Annotated in this window: 1 protein-coding gene; it reads right to left on the bottom strand. The window is 49.3% G+C overall.

The features are described 5' to 3' along the window. The coding region (locus R7R78_RS27330) for a helicase-related protein (protein WP_263856333.1) at window positions 1-629 on the bottom strand (629 nt) is incomplete at both ends.

Genomic DNA, 629 nt, shown 5'->3' on the forward strand with positions numbered 1-629 from the left:
GAAGTAACAGCTGCCAGCGGTATTTGCCTGCACGTTTGGCGAGAGGTGATGGTGTTGGACCCAGCACCATGCAAGTGTCGTCAAATAAAGGATGCGATTCTAAGGTAAAGCGAACTTGGCGCAGAAAATCTTCTACGATCTCGCTCTGATTCGCTTCGGCTTTAAATAGAGTCAGGAAACTGTACGGTGGCAACTGCGCCAGTTTACGTTCCTCTAATGCCGTCATAGCGAAGTGTCGGTAGTCCTTTTCCAATAAGGCTTGCAACAAACTGTGCTCAGGATGGTGAGTCTGTAAAACCACTTCCCCCGGCTTACTTGCACGTCCGGCTCGCCCTGCGACTTGAATGAATAACTGCGCTAATCTTTCGGAGGCGCGGAAGTCGCTACTATATAGAGAGCCATCAACATCTAGCAAGGCAACGAGCGTTACATTGGGGAAATGGTGTCCCTTAGCTAACATTTGAGTGCCAATTAAAATTTGATATTCACCCTTGCGGATGGAGTCCAGCGCATCTTCTAAACTGCCTTTGCGGCGCGTGCTATCTCTGTCGATACGGATGGCTTTGTATTCGGGGAACAGTTGTGCCAATTGTTGTTCCAACTGTTCGGTACCGACACCAACGGTAACC

It is taken from the genome of Vibrio sp. 2134-1, from assembly GCF_033339495.1.